Below are 16,218 nucleotides of genomic sequence, written 5' to 3' on the forward strand. Positions count from 1 at the left end.
CTGTCGGCATCATGAGCGACAGCAGCAGCACCACGAGCACCCCCGGCACCTCGATCACCGGCTCGGACCGCGTCAAGCGCGGCCTCGCCGAGATGCTCAAGGGCGGCGTGATCATGGACGTCGTCGACGCCGAGCAGGCTCGCATCGCGGAAGAGGCCGGCGCGACCGCCGTCATGGCCCTCGAGCGCGTCCCCGCCGACATCCGCGCGCAGGGTGGCGTCGCCCGCATGTCCGACCCCTCGATGATCGAGGAGATCATCGCGAGCGTGTCGATCCCCGTCATGGCGAAGGCCCGCATCGGCCACTTCGTCGAGGCGCAGGTGCTGCAGGAGCTCGGCGTCGACTACATCGACGAGTCCGAGGTGCTGTCGCCGGCCGACTACGTCAACCACATCGACAAGTGGAACTTCACCACCCCCTTCGTCTGCGGTGCGACCAACCTGGGCGAGGCGCTCCGTCGCATCACCGAGGGCGCGGCCATGATCCGCTCCAAGGGCGAGGCCGGCACGGGTGACGTGTCCGAGGCCACCAAGCACATCCGCACGATCAACAAGGAGATCGCGGCGCTGCGCCACCTCAAGGAAGACGAGCTCTACGTCGCCGCGAAGGACCTGCAGGCCCCGTTCGACATCGTGAAGGAGGTCGCGCAGACCGGCAAGCTCCCCGTGGTGCTCTTCACCGCCGGTGGCGTCGCGACCCCGGCCGACGCCGCGATGATGATGCAGCTCGGCGCGGACGGCGTGTTCGTCGGCTCCGGCATCTTCAAGTCCGGCGACCCGGCCAAGCGTGCCGCCGCGATCGTCAAGGCGACGACCTTCCACGACGACCCCAACGTCATCGCCGAGGTCTCCCGTGGTCTGGGCGAGGCGATGGTCGGCATCAACGTCGCCGACGTCCCCGCACCGCACCGTCTCGCCGAGCGCGGCTGGTGAACGCCCGGCCCCGCATCGGGGTCCTCGCGCTGCAGGGCGACTTCCGTGAGCACATCGCGTCGCTGACGGAACTCGGTGCCGACGTGGTGCCGCTCCGTCGCCCGGAGGAGATCGGCGCCCTCGACGGCGTCGTCATCCCGGGCGGGGAGTCCAGCGTCATGGACAAGCTCGCGCGTGCCTTCGGCGTGGCCGAGCCGCTGTCCGAGGCGATCCGTGGCGGGCTGCCGACCTACGGTACCTGCGCGGGCATGATCATGCTCTCCTCGCGCATCGCTGCCGGCATCCCCGGGCAGCAGACGCTCGACGTGCTCGACACGACGGTGCGCCGCAACGCCTTCGGCAGCCAGAACGACTCGTTCGAGATCGACATCCCGATGCCGGCCCTCGGCGAGGCCCCGGTGCACGCGGTGTTCATCCGCGCGCCTGTGGTGGAGCAGCACGGCCCCGGGGTCGACGTCCTCGGCGCGCTCCCCGATGGGCAGGTCGTCGCGGTCCAGCAGGGCGCCGTCATCGCGAGTGCGTTCCACCCCGAGGTCGCCGGCGAGGACCGCTTCCACCGGCGCTTCCTCGACCTCGTCCGCGCCGCCTGACGCCGACCGGCTGGTCGCTCGACGGGGTCAGGCCACGCCGGTAGCGACCAGCACCTGCACCACGACGGCCCGGACGGCGAACGCCGCGAACCCGAGGGCGATCACGGCGTACACGACGAGCCGAGCGCGCCGCGGCCGGCCCACCGCACGCAGGATCTCGGCCGCGCTCTGCAGCACGAACACCCGTGTGGCGAGCAGCAGCGGGACGGCGGCCACGGCCCACGTCCCCGTGGTCGGTGCCGCCAGCGCGACGATGCCCCAGGTCACGAGCGCGGCGAAGCCGGCGATGTACGCACCACCGCGGTCGTTCTCCTCCTTGCGACGCCGTCCGCGGTCGGCGACGAGCCCGTCCCACAGCCCGGACCGCACCTGACGACGGCGTTGCACGATCGTGGTGACGTCCTGCGCAGCGGACTGCAGCAGCAGCGCGACGGCGAGCACGGTGACGATGGTCGTGTACCCGTCGCCGGTGGGTGGGACGATGCCGGCGAGCAGGAGCACCGCTCCGGCGGCACCGGCGATCCAGGTGAGTGCGGCGACGCCGAGCACGACGGGTACGAGCGGGACCCGCCGCATCGTCCGGAGGAGCAGTCCGCGCGGGAACTTCGCGAACGAGTGCACCTCCACGAAGCAGACCCAGAGCGCCGCGATGCCGGTCAGGGTCCACCCGAGCGTCTTCGTGACGACGTTCGCACCACCCCCGGCAGCGATGTGGGCGCCGAGAAGCGTCACGACGAGGGACCAGGCGACGACACCGACGGGCACGGACACGAGGCTCCAGAGCCCGTCGTCGACACGCCGGCGGGCCTCCCACGACGTCGGGTGCTGCGCGAGGACGCGAGCGGACTGCGCGACCCGCTCGGACAGCTGCAGGACCGACCCGGCCGCGAGCATCACCCACTCGTCGTTCGGGTCGAGCTCGAGTGCTCGGTCCATGGCTTCGCGTGCCCGTGGCGCGAGGGCCGCGTCGGTCCACGAGAGGGCGCGGTAGCACTGCGCCGCGTCGGCGAACAGCCGGGCGTCGTGGGGTGCGAGCTCGAGCGCGCGGTCGAGGGCTGCCGCGGACCGGGCGACGTCCGCCGTCGGCCACGCGGCTTCCTCCGCTGCGGACCGCTTCGCGTGCGACCAGCGTGTGTGTGCGAACGCCCACAGCAGGTGCGCGGTCGCCCAGTCCGGCCGGCGCTCGCGCAGTTCCTCGGCCGCGGCCTTCGCCGCCTGGCGCTCGTTCGCGTCGAGCATCGCGTTCACCCGGGCGGACAGGGCGGTGGCGTTGTCGGGGTCGAGCGCGAGGGCGCGCTCGGCGGCGGTGCGACTGGCGGCGTGGTCGTGGCGTGCGCGTTCCGCCCGTGCGAGCGTCGCCCACAGCCGGGGGTCGTCCGGTGTGCTCGCGACGGCGGCGGTGAGCACGGCCCGCGCGTCGTCCGGGCGCTTGAAGCCCAGGAGCGCGTCGGCGCGCTCGACCACGACGTCGACCGCGTCGGCCATCAGAGCTGCTTCTCCTCGCGGAGCCACTCGACCATGTCGTCGTACTCGCCGCTGGCGTTGGAGTACTCCGCGACGTTGCGGGCGGTCTGCACCCAGGGGCCGATCGACGGCTTGACCTCCTTGAGGGCGGCGCGCATGTCGTCCATCCGCATCGGCCGCACGGACCCGGTCCGGATCGACTCCGTCATCGCCTTCTCCGCCGCGGTGGTCACGAGGTGCTCCAGGTCGGCGCCGGAGAAGCCCTTCGTGCGACGGACGAGGTCGCCGAGGTCGATGCCCTCGATCGGCCGTCGGCGGAGGTGGACACGGAGGATCGCCTCGCGGGCGTCGTCGTCCGGTGGGCGCACGAGGACCATCCGGTCGAAGCGTCCCGGTCGCTTCAGCGCGGCGTCGACCTCCCACGGGTGGTTCGTGGCCGCGAGGACGTAGACCCCGTCGTTCTGCGAGTCGACCCCGTCCATCTCGACGAGGATCTGGTTGACGACGTTCCGGAACGACGAGAACGTGTTCCCGCTCCGCTTCGCGCCGATCGCGTCCATCTCGTCGAAGAACAGCACGGCCGGCGCGTGCTCGCGGGCCGTGCGGAACACCCGGTGGATGTTCTTCTCGCTCTCGCCGATGAACCGGTCGAGCACGTCGCTGAGCGTGACGGAGATGAAGTGCGCTCCGAGCTCGCCGGCGATCGCGCGGGCGAGGAACGTCTTGCCGCAGCCGGGCGGACCGTACAGCAGCAGGCCGCCGCGGAGCTTCTTGCCGAACGCGGCCGCGATCTCGGGGTGCGCCATCGGCTGCAGGAACGACTCGTCGATCCGCCGCTTCACGACCTCGAGCCCGCCGACGTCGGCGAGTCGGACGGTCTCGCGGCGGAGTTCCGCCACCGGGTCGGCGTCCTCGGCGGTCTCGGCAGCCTCGGCCAGGAGCTCCTCGTCGTGCTCGGCCACGACCCGCTCGACGAACGGCGGCTCGGTCGGGTTCGCGATCGACGCCTCGAGCTCGGACCAATCGATGTCCTCGTGCCGGTCGCTCGGTGCCGGTGTCGGCGGCGCGACCGGCGGCTCCGGCGGCGCCGCTGCCGCGAGGGCCGCGCGCCGGACGACCGCCTTCGCTGCCTCGTCCTCCGGCGCCTCGCGCAGCACGACGCTCGCCTGCTCGATCGCCTCGCCGTGCCGGCCGGCGTCGGCGAGCAGCTCGGCGTAGCGGACCCGGAGGGTCCGGTCGTCGGGGAGCGCCTGGACGGCGGCCTCGAGTGCGGACAGCGGATCGGTCATGCGTTCCCCCTGGTCGTCCCGGTGCTGCGCCCATCGTACGTGCGTCGACGGGCGCGCCCGCGAGGCGGGGCCGCGCCGTGCCTCCAGGCCGCTAAGCTGGACGGGACTTTCCGCAAGACGCAAGGAGCACCGTGTCCGGGCATTCCAAGTGGGCAACGACCAAGCACAAGAAGGCCGTCATCGACCAGCGACGTGCCAAGTCGTTCGCGAAGCTCATCAAGAACATCGAGGTCGCCGCCAAGATGGGCGGCGCCGACCTCTCCGGCAACCCGACCCTCGTCGACGCCGTGCAGAAGGCCAAGAAGACCTCGGTCCCCAACGACAACATCGACCGCGCCATCAAGCGCGGTGCCGGCCTGACCGGTGAGACGATCGAGTACACGACGATCATGTACGAGGGCTACGGCCCGAACGGCGTCGCGATGCTCATCGAGTGCCTCACGGACAACAAGAACCGTGCCGCTGCCGAGGTCCGCACCGCGATGTCGCGGAACGGCGGGACGATGGCCGACCCGGGTAGCGTCGCCTACAACTTCTCCCGCAAGGGCGTCATCTCCGTCACCAAGACCGACGGCCTCGACGAGGACACCGTCATGACGGCGGTGCTGGACGCCGGCGTCGAGGACGTCATCGACCAGGGCGGTGGCTTCGAGGTCATCACCGAGGCGACCGACCTCGTCGCGGCCCGCACCGCGCTGCAGGACGCCGGGATCGACTACGACTCCGCCGACGCCGAGTTCGTCCCCGGCCTCAAGGTGCCGGTCGACGCCGACACGGCGCGCAAGGTGTTGCGCCTGATCGACGCGCTCGAGGACAGCGACGACGTGCAGAACGTCTACTCGAACTTCGACATCCCCGCGGACGTCCAGGCCGAGCTCGACGAGGACGAGGACTAGCCCGATGCTGCGCGTGCTCGGGGTCGACCCCGGGCTCACGCGGTGCGGCGTCGGCATCGTCGAGGTCGCATCGAACCGCCGCGCCCGGCTCGTCCACGTGACGGTCGTGCGCACCCCGGCGGACATGGCGCTCGAGCAGCGGCTGCTCCGCATCGCCGACGGCATCGCCGCCGAGATCGACGAGCACCGTCCCGACGCCGTCGCGGTCGAGCGGGTGTTCGCGCAGGCGAACGTCCGGACGGTCATGGGCACGGCGCAGGCCGCCGGCCTCGCCCTGCACGCCGCGGCGGCACGGGGGCTGCCGGTCGGGCTGCACACCCCGTCCGAGGTGAAGGCTGCCGTGACCGGGTACGGCAACGCGGACAAGCGCCAGGTGCAGACGATGATCGCGCGCGTGCTCGGCCTCGACGAGGCCCCCAAGCCCGCCGACGCCGCGGACGCGCTCGCCCTGGCGGTGTGCCACGCCTGGAGGCTCGGGTCACCCGACACGGTCGGCACGCGTGCCACGAACCTCACCCCGGCACAGCGTGCGTGGCGGGACGCACAGGGCGGCACGGTCGACTCGCCGCTGGCACGCGCCGCGGCCGCGGCCGCCGGTCGCTCGCAGCGTGGCTCGTCGGCATCGTCGGTGGCCGGCCGTAGGCTCGGGGCATGATCGCGAGTCTCCGGGGCACCTGCATCGACATCGCCGGCTCCGGCGTGGTGATCGAGGTCGGGGGAGTGGGCTACGCGGTCACGGTGACCCCGGCACACGCCCTGACGATGCGCCACGGGTCCGAGGTCTTCGTGCGGACCGCGATGATCGTGCGCGAGGACGAGCACCTCCTCTTCGGCTTCGAGTCCACCGACGCGCTCCAGGTGTTCGACCTCCTCCGCAGCGTGTCCGGCGTCGGCCCGAAGTCGGCGATGGGCGTCCTCGCCCACATGGACCCGGCCCAGGTCGCGAACGCCGTCGCACATGATGACGACGGCGCCTTCCGCAAGGTCTCCGGCATCGGCCCGAAGACCGCCAAGCTCATCATCGTCGCCCTCTCCGGCAAGCTCGCCGCGTTCGAGCAGGCCCCCGTCGTGGCGGCCCGCGGCGGCGCCGCGCACCCGGCCGCGACCGACGTCGTCGCCGCCCTCGTCGGCCTCGGCTGGCGCGAGGACGCCGCGCAGCGCGCGGTCGACGAGACCATCGCGTCCGAGCCGGGCGTCGCCTCGATGGGCACCCAGGCACTGCTCCGCGCCGCCCTCGGCGCGCTCCGCCCCGCCGGTGCCGGCCGGTGAGCGGGATCACCGCCGCGGGCGCCGAGTCACAAGAGGAACTCGCATTCGAGGGGGCCCTCCGCCCGAAGTCCCTCGACGAGTTCGTCGGGCAGCGGAAGGTCCGAGGGCAGCTCGACCTGCTCCTCAAGGCGGCGGCACTGCAGGACCGGACGCCCGACCACATCCTGATGGCCGGCCCTCCCGGACTCGGCAAGACGACCCTCGCGATGATCGTCGCGCACGAGTCCGGTCGCCCCCTGCGGATGTCGAGCGGCCCGGCGATCCAGCACGCCGGTGACCTCGCCGCGGTGCTGTCGTCCCTGGTCCCCGGCGAGGTCCTGTTCATCGACGAGATCCACCGGATGGCCCGCTCGGCAGAGGAGATGCTCTACCTCGCGATGGAGGACTTCCGCATCGACGTGATGGTCGGCAAGGGGGCCGGCGCCACGAGCATCCCGCTCGACCTCGCGCCGTTCACCCTCGTCGGCGCCACCACGCGTGCCGGCCTCCTGCCGAACCCGCTGCGCGACCGCTTCGGGTTCACCGCCCACCTCGAGTTCTACGAGAAGGACGAGCTCGAGCAGGTCCTCATCCGGGCAGCACACCTGCTCGAACTCGACATCGACCGGTCCGCGCTGCGCGAGATCGCCGGGCGCTCGCGGGGCACACCACGCATCGCGAACCGTCTGCTCCGACGTGTCCGCGACTACGCCCTCGTGCACCGCACCACCGACGGCATGGCCGCCGTGCAGGGCGCCCTCGACCTCTACGACGTCGACGAACTCGGACTCGACCGCCTCGACCGCGCCGTGGTCGAGACGATGCTGACGCGCTTCGACGGCGGTCCCGTCGGCCTGAACACCCTCGCGGTGTCCGTCGGGGAAGAGTCCGAGACCATCGAGTCGGTCGTCGAACCGTTCCTCGTCCGGGTCGGCCTCGTCACCCGCAGCCCCCGCGGGCGGATCGCCACCCCGCAGGCCTGGCGGCACTTCGACATGACACCCGGGCAGACCGGCCTCGCACAGCCCGGACTGTTCGACGACGACGCCGACTGACGTCCCCGTCCGCGGTCTCGGTGACATGCCACGCACAGACGTGTGCCCTAGACTGCTACGGCCCGAAACCGAGCAACCAGAGAAGGCAACGCATCATGGGTCAAGAAGTCATCCTCATCGTCATCGTCGTGGCGTTCGCGGCCTTCATGTTCTACAACAGCCGGAAGCGCAAGAAGCAGCAGGGCGAGCTCGCCACCAAGATGGTGCCGGGCGCGAAGGTCATGCTGTCCTTCGGTCTGTACGGCACGCTCCTGTCGGTCGACGACGAGAAGGTCACGGCCGACGTCGAGATCGCACCCGGAACGGTCGTCACCGTCCACCGCCAGACCCTGTCGCGTGTCGTCGACGACACCGCGTCGGACATCACCACCACGGCCACGCCCGAGGACGAGCCGGCAGCGCCGAAGCCCGTCGCCGAGCTCAACGGGGAGCCGATCTACGGCGAGCGTGTCGAGTCCACGGACGCCGACACCGACGCTGCGAAGCGCAAGACCGAAGACTGACTCCTCGGCCGCCGGGTCCACCGACCCGGCGGCGACACCTGCCGCCGGTCAACCGCCGTCGGTCCTGACAGAAAGACGAGACGACCGGTGGCACGATCGACACCCGTCAAGAAGGCGATCCGCTCGCTGACCTGGTTGGTGATCCTCATGGCGGTCCTCGCGGGGTTGAACACCGCCGCGTCGGTCCTCGCCGGGAACACCAAGGACGACAGCGGCAAGTGGTTCGAAGGGGCCAGCTGGGTCCCGGAACTCGCCCTCGACCTCCAGGGCGGCACGCAGCTGACGCTCGCGGCGCAGAACACCGAGGGCGGCTCGGTGACGAGCCAGCAGCTCAACCAGGCCGTGAACATCATCCGGCAGCGCATCAACGCGACCGGTGTCTCGGAATCGCAGATCAACACCCAGGGGACGAACAACATCGTCGTCTCCATCCCGGGCAAGCCGGACAAGGCGACGATCGACCGCATCGAGGCGGCGGCGAAGCTCACGTTCCGCCCGGTCCTCTACACCGAGGCGGCGACCAACACCGCGGTGGGCGGCAGTGGGTCCTCGTCGGCCTCCGCGACGCCGTACTCCCCGCCGGCATCGCTCGCCGCGACGCCGAGCGCCAAGCCGACCAACGGCAGCGACCTGAACTGGGTCACGCCGGCGCTGCAGGACCTGTACACGAACTACAACTGCAACGCTCCGGACGACGTCACGACGGCGCCGGACGACGAGCCGCTCGTCACCTGTGACCAGGACGGTGCCGCGAAGTACATCCTCGGCCCGGTCGAGGTGTCCGGCTCGGGCATCAGCAACGCCACCTCCGGCCTCGCGACCGACTCGCAGGGCACGTCGACCGGCCAGTGGGCCGTCAACCTGACGTTCAAGGGCAAGAGCTCGGACGACTTCCGTGACGTCACCAGCCGGCTCGTGAAGCTGCAGCCGCCGCAGAACCAGTTCGCGATCGTCCTCGACGGCTCCGTCATCACGGCGCCGGCGTCGAACGCGGCCATCACGAACGGCAAGGCGCAGATCACCGGCTCGTTCACGGCCGACTCCGCGAAGACCCTCGCCGACCAGTTGAAGTACGGCGCGCTGCCGATCAACTTCCAGGTCCAGTCGAACGAGAACATCTCCGCGACGCTCGGTACCGCGCAGCTCGTCGGTGGCCTCGTCGCGGGTCTGATCGGTCTGATCCTGGTCATCATCTACTCGGTCATCCAGTACCGGGCGCTCGCGTTCGTCACGGTCCTCTCGCTCGGTGTGGCCGCGGCGCTGACGTACCTCGTGATCGCGATCATGTCCTGGCGCGTCGACTACCGCCTGTCGTTGGCGGGAGTGGCGGGTCTGATCGTCGCGATCGGCATCACGGCGGACTCGTTCATCGTGTACTTCGAACGCATCAGGGACGAACTCCGTGACGGCCGGGGCCTCGAGAGTGCCGTCGAGTCCGGGTGGAAGCGTGCACTGCGCACGATCCTGGCGTCCGACTCGATCAACTTCCTCGCCGCCGTGGTGCTCTACATCCTCGCGGTGAGCGACGTGAAGGGCTTCGCGTTCACGCTGCTCCTCACCACCCTGATCGACGTCGTCGTGGTCGTGATGTTCACGCACCCGATGATGCAGCTCATCGCCCGCAGCCGCTTCTTCGGCGAGGGACACCGGTTCAGCGGGCTCGATCCCGCGGCCCTCGGTGCCGTCTACCGCGGTCGCGCGCAGTTCCGCGCGCCGGTCGTCGACGGCAGGCGTCAGCGCAGCGCCGGTGAGGCGCAGCGTCGACAGACGATCGCAGAGCGGAAGGCCGCGCAGGCCTCCGGCGAGAACGGCACGACGCCGGACGGGAAGGACGACTGATGGCCAGCTTCAGCCAGTTCGGCAGCGACCTCTACACGGGGAAGCGCTCGTACGACATCGTCGGCCGACGCAAGACCTGGTACGTCATCGCGATCATCGCGATCGTGGTCTCGCTCGCGGTCCCGTGGCTGCGTGGCGGGTACCAGCTCGGCATCGAGTTCACCGGCGGGTCCGAGTTCACGCTCTCCGACGTGAAGACGCTCGACCAGAACCTCGCCACCGAGACCGTCGAGTCGATCGTCCCCGACGGCGTCCCGCGTGTCTCGCAGCTCGGTACGCACGGCATCCGCGTGCAGACCGGCCAGCTCACCGACCGTGAGACCTCCGAGGTCCAGGACGCCCTGGCGAAGGCCTACGACGTCCCGGACAGCCAGGTCGCCGCGACCTTCATCGGTGCGACCTGGGGTGCCGACGTGCTCAACCAGGCGATCCGCGGCCTCGTGATCTTCCTCGCCCTCGCGGCGGTGTTCATGGCGCTGTACTTCCGCACCTGGAAGATGTCGGTGTCCGCGATGGTGGCGCTCCTCCACGACCTCCTCATCACGGCGGGCGTGTACGGCATCGTCGGGCTCGAGGTCACGCCCGCGGCGGTGATCGGCTTCCTGACCATCCTCGGCTACTCGCTGTACGACACCGTCGTGGTGTTCGACAAGGTCCGCGAGAACACGAGCCAGGAGTCCCACCGCACCTTCGTGCAGTCGGTGAACCTCGCGGTCAACCAAACGCTCGTGCGGTCGATCAACACCTCGGTCGTCGCTCTGCTGCCGGTCGGCGCGATCCTCTTCATCGGGTCGTACATCCTGGGCGCCGGAACGCTCCGCGACATCTCGCTCGCGCTGTTCATCGGCATCATCGTCGGCACCTACTCGACGATCTTCATCGCGTCGCCGATGTACGCGCACCTGCGAGAGAACGAGCCGAAGATCAAGCAGGCCGACGCCAAGAAGCAGGCCGCTGCCGCCAAGCGTCAGCGCGAGGTCGACGCGACGGCGGGCGTCTGATGCCGGCGGAGATCGTCGACATCGACGTGGCCGAGGCCCGTCGGCGGATCGACGCCGGCGCGCGCCTGTTCGACGTGCGCGAGCAGGGGGAGTGGGACGAGGTCCACGCTCCCGAGGCGACCCTCGTGCCGATGTCCGAGGTGGTCGCCCGGTGGAAGGAGATCGACGGCGGCGACGAGCCCGCGATCATCGTCTGCCACTCCGGCGGACGCTCCGCGCGGGTCGTGGCGGCACTCGAGCAGTCCGGGGTCCCCGCGGTGAACCTCGTCGGCGGCATGGTCGCGTGGGAGCAGTCGGGCGCCCCCGTGGTGCGCGACGCCCAGGGCGAACCGCGTCACGAGCACTGACCGGACACGCGTAGTCTTGTCGGATCGAGCTCGGACGGGCATCCCGGGAGGCGCAGCATGACGGACACGCGTGAGTCCACGCCGCAGGACGCCTCTGCGCCGCGGGCAGGGCAGGACACCGGCTCCGCGAGCCGCCCCGGCTCCGCACCCCGGCCGACGAGTCCGCTCGGGCCGAACACGACCGGCAACCTCGGTTCGCTCCGGTCGCTGCTGCCGCGGCTGTTCTCGCGCGCCCAGCCCGCCGGTGCGGTCGACACCCTGATCCGCACCGTCCGGTCGCACCACCCCAAGGCCGACGTGACGCTCATCGAGCGCGCCTACTCGGTCGCGGAACGCGCGCACGACGGGCAGAAGCGCAAGTCGGGCGAGCCGTACATCACGCACCCGGTCGCGGTGGCGCAGATCCTCGCCGACCTCGGGATCGGGCCGATCACCATCGCCGCGGCGCTCCTGCACGACACCGTCGAGGACACCGACTACCAGCTCGACCAGCTGCGCGAGGACTTCGGCGACGAGATCGCCATGCTCGTCGACGGCGTCACGAAGCTCGACAAGGTCAAGTACGGCGACAGCGCCCAGGCCGAGACCGTCCGCAAGATGGTCATCGCGATGTCGAAGGACATCCGCGTCCTGGTCATCAAGCTCGCCGACCGGCTGCACAACGCCCGCACGTGGGGCTTCGTCGAGTCGACCTCCGCCACGCGCAAGGCGAAGGAGACCCTCGAGATCTACGCGCCGCTCGCGCACCGGCTCGGCATCCAGATGATCAAGCTGGAGCTCGAGGACCTCTCGTTCGCGGTGCTCCACCCCAAGCTGTACGTCGAGATCGACAGCCTGGTGAAGGAACGTCAGCCGAAGCGCGAGCAGTTCGTCCAGAACGTCATCGGCACGCTCAAGAAGGACCTCAAGGCCGCCAAGGTCCGCGGCGAGGTCATGGGCCGGCCGAAGCAGTACTACTCGATCTACCAGAAGATGATCGTCCGCGGGCGCGAGTTCGACGAGATCTACGACCTCGTCGGCATCCGCGTCCTCGTCCCGACCGTGCGCGACTGCTACGCGATGCTCGGTTCCGTGCACGCGCGGTGGACGCCGCTGCCGGGCCGGTTCAAGGACTACATCGCGACGCCGAAGTTCAACCTGTACCAGTCGCTGCACACCACCGTCCTGGGGCCGCAGGGTCGCGCGGTCGAGATCCAGATCCGCACGCACGAGATGCACCAGCGGGCCGAGTTCGGTGTCGCCGCCCACTGGAAGTACAAGCAGCGCGCGGCCGGCCGTGACGTCGACTCCTCGTCGGCGACCGACCAGGACATGGCGTGGCTGGCGCACATCACCGACTGGCAGGCCGAGACGAGCGACCCGGGGGAGTTCCTCGACTCGCTCCGGTACGAGATCGGCGCGAAGGAGACCTACGTCTTCACGCCCCAGGGCAAGGTCATCGGGCTGCCGTCCGGTGCGACCCCGGTCGACTTCGCGTACGCCGTGCACACCGAGATCGGGCACCGCACGATGGGCGCCAAGGTCAACGGGCGTCTCGTGCCCCTCGAGAGCGCCCTGTCGAGCGGCGACGTCGTCGAGATCTTCACCTCGAAGAACCCCGACTCCGGCCCCAGCCAGGACTGGCTCACCTTCGTCCGGAGCCCACGCGCCCGGAACAAGATCAAGCAGTGGTTCACCAAGGAACGCCGCGAAGAGGCCATCGAGCAGGGCCGCGACGCGATCGCGCGGGCGATGCGGAAGCAGAACCTGCCGCTCCAGCGCATCATGAGCCAGGACTCGATCTCCGAGGTCGCGTCGTCGATGCGCTACGACGACATCTCCGCGCTGTACGCGGCCGTCGGCGAGGGGCACGTCTCCACGCAGTCGGTGATCGAGAAGGTCCTCGGGAACGTCCAGACCGAGACCGAGACGGAAGAGCCGGAGCTCAGCTTCCCCCGCCAGGTCACGAGCCGGCAGCTGCGCAACAGCGACAGCGGCGTCCTCGTGCGTGGCGCGCCGGACATCCTCGTGAAGCTCGCGAAGTGCTGCACGCCGGTCCCGGGCGACCAGATCGTCGGGTTCATCACCCGCGGCCAGGGCGTCTCGGTGCACCAGGCCTCGTGCACGAACGTCAAGTCGCTCATGAACGAGCCCGACCGGATGATCGAGGTGGAGTGGGCGCCGTCCTCGAAGTCGGTGTTCCTCGTGCAGATCCAGATCGAAGCGCTCGATCGGTCGGGGCTCCTCAGCGACGTGACGCGGGTGCTGACGGACCACCACGTGAACATCCTGTCCGCGACGGTCTCGACGTCGTCCGACCGGCTCGCGCTGAGCCGCTTCGTGTTCGAGATGGGCGACACGACCCACCTCGACCGAGTGCTCAACGCCGTGCGGCGGATCGACGCGGTCTACGACGTCTACCGGGTCAGCGCGGGCTGACCCGAGGCCCGGTCGACCAGACCGGGTCAGCGCGGGCTGACCCGAGGCCCGGTCGACCAGACCGGGTCAGCGCGGGCTGACCGAGTCCCCGGCAGCGTCGAGCACGGCCCGCAACCGCCGCTCCGCCTGCCGGACCATCGGGATCGTCCCGAGCGTCGCGAGGGACCCGGCGACCGCGTCGACCGACACCGCACCGATCCCCAGGAGCCCGACCACCGCCTCGGCGTCCGACGGGTCGAACCCACCGGGCCGGTCCCCGGGGCTGCGCAGCAGGTCGACGACCGTGCGCAGCGGTGTGGTGACGCGGAGGCCATCGAGCACGACGACGTCCTCGTCCGTGATCACGACCTCGCGGACGCGCAGCGCGCCGTCGACGTGCACGCGGACCCGGAGCGGGACACAGGCCTCGAGCGGGGCCGGTGCACGCGAGACGGCACCCCAGACCCACGCGGCCGTCCGGGTGCTCGCGATGAGGCGCGCGTCACGGAGCGCCCACGCCGCGGCTGCCGCCCGGAGCGCCGGGGTCTGCGGTTCGGCGGGGGAGGCCCAGCACGCCCCGACGGCCACGAGCTCGCCGTCGAGGACCGCTGCGCGCAGCTCGGCCTCGGGCCAGTCGTCACTCGTCAGCAGCCGGGTTCGGGACACCCGGACATCCTGCCCGACGCGCACGGCGCGTCGACGCGCCCTGTAGAGAGCGACGGACGTGCGGCCGCGACGCGACCACCTGTGGGCCAGGAGGCGCGGGTCGGCCCCGCACCGCGCCTCCCGTCCGTCAGCACGTGCTGTCGAGAGCCGACGTCGTCAGCGCAGCACGTCGGCCCGGTGCACGAGCGCTGCGGCGCCGATGAGGGGACCGTCCTGCGACAGCCCCGTCGGGACGATCCGCACCTTGGTCACGAAGCCGAACTCGACGCGCTCCGCCACCGCCTCGCGCGCGTACTCGAAGAGGTCGGGCGTGACGTGCGAGAACCCGCCGCCGATGGCCACGACCTCGAGGTCGACGAGGCTCGTGGCCGCCGCGATGGCCTGCCCGAGGGCGCGACCGCTGCGCTTGACGGCCGCGACGGCGATCTCGTCGCCCGCCGCGTAGGCCGCGGAGAGCTCCTCGCCGGTGCTGCCGGTGAACCCCTGGCGCTGCGCCCACGCGACGGTCTTCGGGCCGCTGGCGATCGCCTCGAGGCATCCGGTGCCGCCGCACGCGCAGTGGTCGTCGAAGCCGCCGCACTCGACGTGGCCGATGTGCCCGGCGTTGCCCGTCGGGCCGCTGACGGTCCGGCCGTGCAGGATCAGGCCGCCGCCGACGCCGGTCGACACGATCATGCCCATCACGTGGTCGGAGCCCTGCGCCGCGCCGACCCAGTGCTCGGCGAGCGTGATCGCCAGGCCGTCCATGCGGAGCGTCACCGGGACGCCGGCGGGGACGTGCGCGGCGACGCGGTCCCGGAGCGGGTACCCGCGCCAGACCGGCATGTTGAGCGGCGAGACGAGTCCGTGCTCCTCGTCGACCGGACCGGCCGAGCCGATGCCGACACCGACGAGCGTGGCGTCGGTCGGCAGCGCGGCGAGGGCGGCCGTCACGACCTCGTCGACCGCGGCCTGCAGCTCGTCGGACTTCCGGCCGGGGCCGGTCGGGCTGCGGAACCGCGTGGCGGGGAGGACGACGCCGGCGTCGGTGACGAGGGCCGCCTCGACCTTCGTGCCGCCGAGGTCGACGGCGAGGGCGAGGGGGGTGGACTGGGTCGTGGACATGCGCGCTCCGATGCGGCGGTCTGGAGGCGCGGTGCCGGTCCCGCACGCGTCGTCGCGTCCGGTGGGGCGCCGGCCCCTGGTGGTGGGTCGGGTGGTGCTGGAGGTCGCGGGGGCTCGCGCCCCGGACCGTCAGTAGGACGTGGTGTCGTCGCCGACGGCCGACGCGGTGCCGGTCTCGGCGCGGTGCGCGACCTCGTCGAGGATGCGTGCCGAGGCGCTCGTGCCGATGCGGTCCGCACCGGCCTCGACCATCTCGAGCAGCGTGTCGAGCCCGCGGACGCCGCCGGAGGCCTTCACGCCGGTGTCGGGGCCGACCGTGGCGCGCATGAGGGCGATGTGCTCCGCGGTGGCGCCGCCGCCGGCGAACCCGGTGGAGGTCTTCACGAAGGCGGCACCGGCGGACCGTGCGGCACGCGACGCGGCGACGATCTCGTCGTCGGTGAGGAAGGCGGTCTCGAGGATGACCTTGACGACGGTGCTGCCCGCGGCGTCGACCACGGCGCGGACGTCGGCCTCGACGCGCTCCCAGTCGCCGGACTTCGCGGCGCCGATGTTCTGCACCATGTCGAGCTCGAACGCACCGTCGGCGAGGGCCTGCAGCGACTCGGCGACCTTGGCCGCGGTGGAGGTGGTGCCGTGCGGGAAGCCGATGACCGTGCCGACGCCGACGCCGGTGCCGGTCAGGCGCTCGACGGCGTGCGCGACGTCGCTCGGGCGGACGCACACGCTGAACACGCGGTACGCGGCGGCCTCGTCGAGCTGGGCGTCGACGTCCGAACGCGTGAGTTCGGGCTTGAGGATCGCGTGGTCGATGAGACCACGGACGGCATCGGCGGTGACGGAGAACGCTGCTTTGTCCACCCGGCAAGCCTACCCGGAGCCGAGCC

The 16,218-nt window shown here is 71.1% G+C and carries 16 protein-coding genes; 11 read left to right on the forward strand and 5 right to left on the reverse strand.

All coding sequences use genetic code 11. The annotated features are described in order from the left end of the window. The first annotated feature begins 11 nt into the window (after positions 1 to 11). Together pdxS and pdxT are read left to right on the forward strand one after the other, a co-directional pair. Positions 12 to 932, forward strand: a complete 921-nt coding sequence (gene pdxS / locus BIV03_RS03475; RefSeq protein ID WP_071294672.1) for a pyridoxal 5'-phosphate synthase lyase subunit PdxS — start codon at positions 12 to 14, stop codon at positions 930 to 932. Beyond that, complete coding sequence (gene pdxT / locus BIV03_RS03480; RefSeq protein ID WP_139201847.1) at positions 929 to 1,522, forward strand: pyridoxal 5'-phosphate synthase glutaminase subunit PdxT; 594 nt, start codon at positions 929 to 931, stop codon at positions 1,520 to 1,522. The genes pdxS and pdxT overlap by 4 nt, the downstream gene beginning before the upstream one ends. A gap of 27 nt (positions 1,523 to 1,549) precedes the next feature. Here pdxT and BIV03_RS03485 read toward each other — a convergent pair whose 3' ends face one another. Both BIV03_RS03485 and BIV03_RS03490 read right to left on the reverse strand, forming a co-directional pair. After that, a complete protein-coding gene (locus BIV03_RS03485; protein ID WP_071294674.1) occupies positions 1,550 to 3,007 on the reverse strand; it encodes a tetratricopeptide repeat protein in 1,458 nt (485 codons plus the stop codon). Next, a complete protein-coding gene (locus BIV03_RS03490; protein WP_071294675.1) occupies positions 3,007 to 4,275 on the reverse strand; it encodes an AAA family ATPase in 1,269 nt (422 codons plus the stop codon). The genes BIV03_RS03485 and BIV03_RS03490 overlap by 1 nt, the downstream gene beginning before the upstream one ends. A 131-nt stretch (positions 4,276 to 4,406) precedes the next feature. Here BIV03_RS03490 and BIV03_RS03495 point away from each other — a divergent pair, with 131 nt between their 5' ends. From BIV03_RS03495 to BIV03_RS03535, 9 genes are all read left to right on the forward strand, one after another. Continuing rightward, positions 4,407 to 5,171 (forward strand): YebC/PmpR family DNA-binding transcriptional regulator, encoded by a 765-nt coding sequence (locus tag BIV03_RS03495; protein ID WP_071294676.1) that lies wholly within the window; start codon positions 4,407 to 4,409, stop codon positions 5,169 to 5,171. A 7-nt stretch (positions 5,172 to 5,178) separates the two neighbouring features. Beyond that, on the forward strand, positions 5,179 to 5,826 hold the full coding sequence (gene ruvC / locus BIV03_RS03500) for a crossover junction endodeoxyribonuclease RuvC (RefSeq protein ID WP_175475696.1): 648 nt from the start codon (positions 5,179 to 5,181) through the stop codon (positions 5,824 to 5,826). Continuing rightward, entirely contained in the window at positions 5,823 to 6,440 is a 618-nt protein-coding gene (gene ruvA, locus BIV03_RS03505; protein WP_071294677.1) for a Holliday junction branch migration protein RuvA, read from the forward strand. The genes ruvC and ruvA overlap by 4 nt, the downstream gene beginning before the upstream one ends. Beyond that, positions 6,437 to 7,474 carry a Holliday junction branch migration DNA helicase RuvB gene (gene ruvB, locus BIV03_RS03510; protein ID WP_071294678.1) on the forward strand — a complete coding sequence of 346 codons (1,038 nt, stop codon included), beginning with the start codon at positions 6,437 to 6,439 and terminating at the stop codon, positions 7,472 to 7,474. The genes ruvA and ruvB overlap by 4 nt, the downstream gene beginning before the upstream one ends. Positions 7,475 to 7,569: 95 nt before the next feature. Beyond that, a complete protein-coding gene (yajC, locus tag BIV03_RS03515; RefSeq protein ID WP_070418975.1) occupies positions 7,570 to 7,977 on the forward strand; it encodes a preprotein translocase subunit YajC in 408 nt (135 codons plus the stop codon). An 87-nt stretch (positions 7,978 to 8,064) separates the two neighbouring features. After that, positions 8,065 to 9,816, forward strand: a complete 1,752-nt coding sequence (secD, locus tag BIV03_RS03520; RefSeq protein ID WP_071294679.1) for a protein translocase subunit SecD — start codon at positions 8,065 to 8,067, stop codon at positions 9,814 to 9,816. Next, positions 9,816 to 10,817 (forward strand): protein translocase subunit SecF, encoded by a 1,002-nt coding sequence (gene secF / locus BIV03_RS03525; RefSeq protein WP_070418977.1) that lies wholly within the window; start codon positions 9,816 to 9,818, stop codon positions 10,815 to 10,817. Before secD ends, secF begins: the two co-directional genes overlap by 1 nt. Continuing rightward, positions 10,817 to 11,164: a rhodanese-like domain-containing protein gene (locus BIV03_RS03530; protein WP_083403179.1), complete on the forward strand. Its 348-nt coding sequence runs from the start codon at positions 10,817 to 10,819 to the stop codon at positions 11,162 to 11,164. Before secF ends, BIV03_RS03530 begins: the two co-directional genes overlap by 1 nt. A 57-nt stretch (positions 11,165 to 11,221) precedes the next feature. Further along, on the forward strand, positions 11,222 to 13,582 hold the full coding sequence (locus tag BIV03_RS03535) for a bifunctional (p)ppGpp synthetase/guanosine-3',5'-bis(diphosphate) 3'-pyrophosphohydrolase (protein WP_229085942.1): 2,361 nt from the start codon (positions 11,222 to 11,224) through the stop codon (positions 13,580 to 13,582). A gap of 66 nt (positions 13,583 to 13,648) precedes the next feature. Here BIV03_RS03535 and BIV03_RS03540 read toward each other — a convergent pair whose 3' ends face one another. The 3 genes from BIV03_RS03540 to deoC all read right to left on the reverse strand — a co-directional run bounded on the left by BIV03_RS03540 (position 13,649) and on the right by deoC (position 16,192). Next, a complete protein-coding gene (locus tag BIV03_RS03540) occupies positions 13,649 to 14,227 on the reverse strand; it encodes a type IV toxin-antitoxin system AbiEi family antitoxin (RefSeq protein ID WP_071294680.1) in 579 nt (192 codons plus the stop codon). Between the two features lie 156 nt (positions 14,228 to 14,383). Next, positions 14,384 to 15,331, reverse strand: coding sequence for an ROK family protein (locus BIV03_RS03545; protein WP_071294681.1), 948 nt, complete (start codon positions 15,329 to 15,331; stop codon positions 14,384 to 14,386). A 129-nt stretch (positions 15,332 to 15,460) separates the two neighbouring features. After that, on the reverse strand, positions 15,461 to 16,192 hold the full coding sequence (gene deoC, locus BIV03_RS03550; RefSeq protein ID WP_071294682.1) for a deoxyribose-phosphate aldolase: 732 nt from the start codon (positions 16,190 to 16,192) through the stop codon (positions 15,461 to 15,463). Positions 16,193 to 16,218: the final 26 nt, after the last annotated feature.

Source organism: Curtobacterium sp. MCBA15_016, assembly GCF_001865105.1.
In the GTDB taxonomy this organism is placed as follows: domain Bacteria; phylum Actinomycetota; class Actinomycetes; order Actinomycetales; family Microbacteriaceae; genus Curtobacterium.